1 protein-coding gene is annotated in these 448 nt (G+C 67.4%); it reads left to right on the top strand.

The annotated features are described in order from the left end of the window. Positions 1-448, top strand: a 448-nt coding sequence (locus KDL01_RS42035) for a DNA polymerase ligase N-terminal domain-containing protein (protein WP_438802031.1), incomplete at both ends; no start/stop codon positions are given.

The following is a 448-nucleotide window of genomic DNA, read 5'->3' as shown; positions in this document are numbered from 1 at the left end:
GTCGATGCCGGCGTGGATCGGGAGGAACGCGGGCGAGATGGTGCGAGCGACCACGCTCCGGTATGGGCGGAATTGAAAGTACTCGAAGCGGCGGAGGACACCGAACCCAGGAAAAAGCGTGCGCGGCAGCAGTCCGCATCGCCGGAGGCGGAGCAGGTACCCAGCGCTGCGCCCGAGCCCCTGGCCCACTACAACGCCAAGCGGGATTTCAGCAAGACCGCGGAACCGGCCGGGGTCGTCCACCGCCGTGCGGCCGGGGGAGCGGACGGCGCACTGCAGTTCGTGGTGCAGAAGCACTGGGCGTCCCGGCTGCACTACGACTTCCGCCTCGAACTCGACGGGGTCATGCTGAGCTGGGCGGTGCCGAAGGGGCCGTCGTACGACCCCAAGGTCAAGTCCATGGCCATCCACGTGGAAGACCACCCGGTCAGCTACAACACGTTCGAAG

The sequence above is a fragment of the Actinospica durhamensis genome (genome assembly GCF_018139695.1).
In the GTDB taxonomy this organism is placed as follows: domain Bacteria; phylum Actinomycetota; class Actinomycetes; order Streptomycetales; family Catenulisporaceae; genus Actinospica; species Actinospica durhamensis.
The sequence above is the reverse complement of the archived record's forward strand: the minus strand, read 5'-3'. Positions and strand labels throughout refer to the sequence as shown.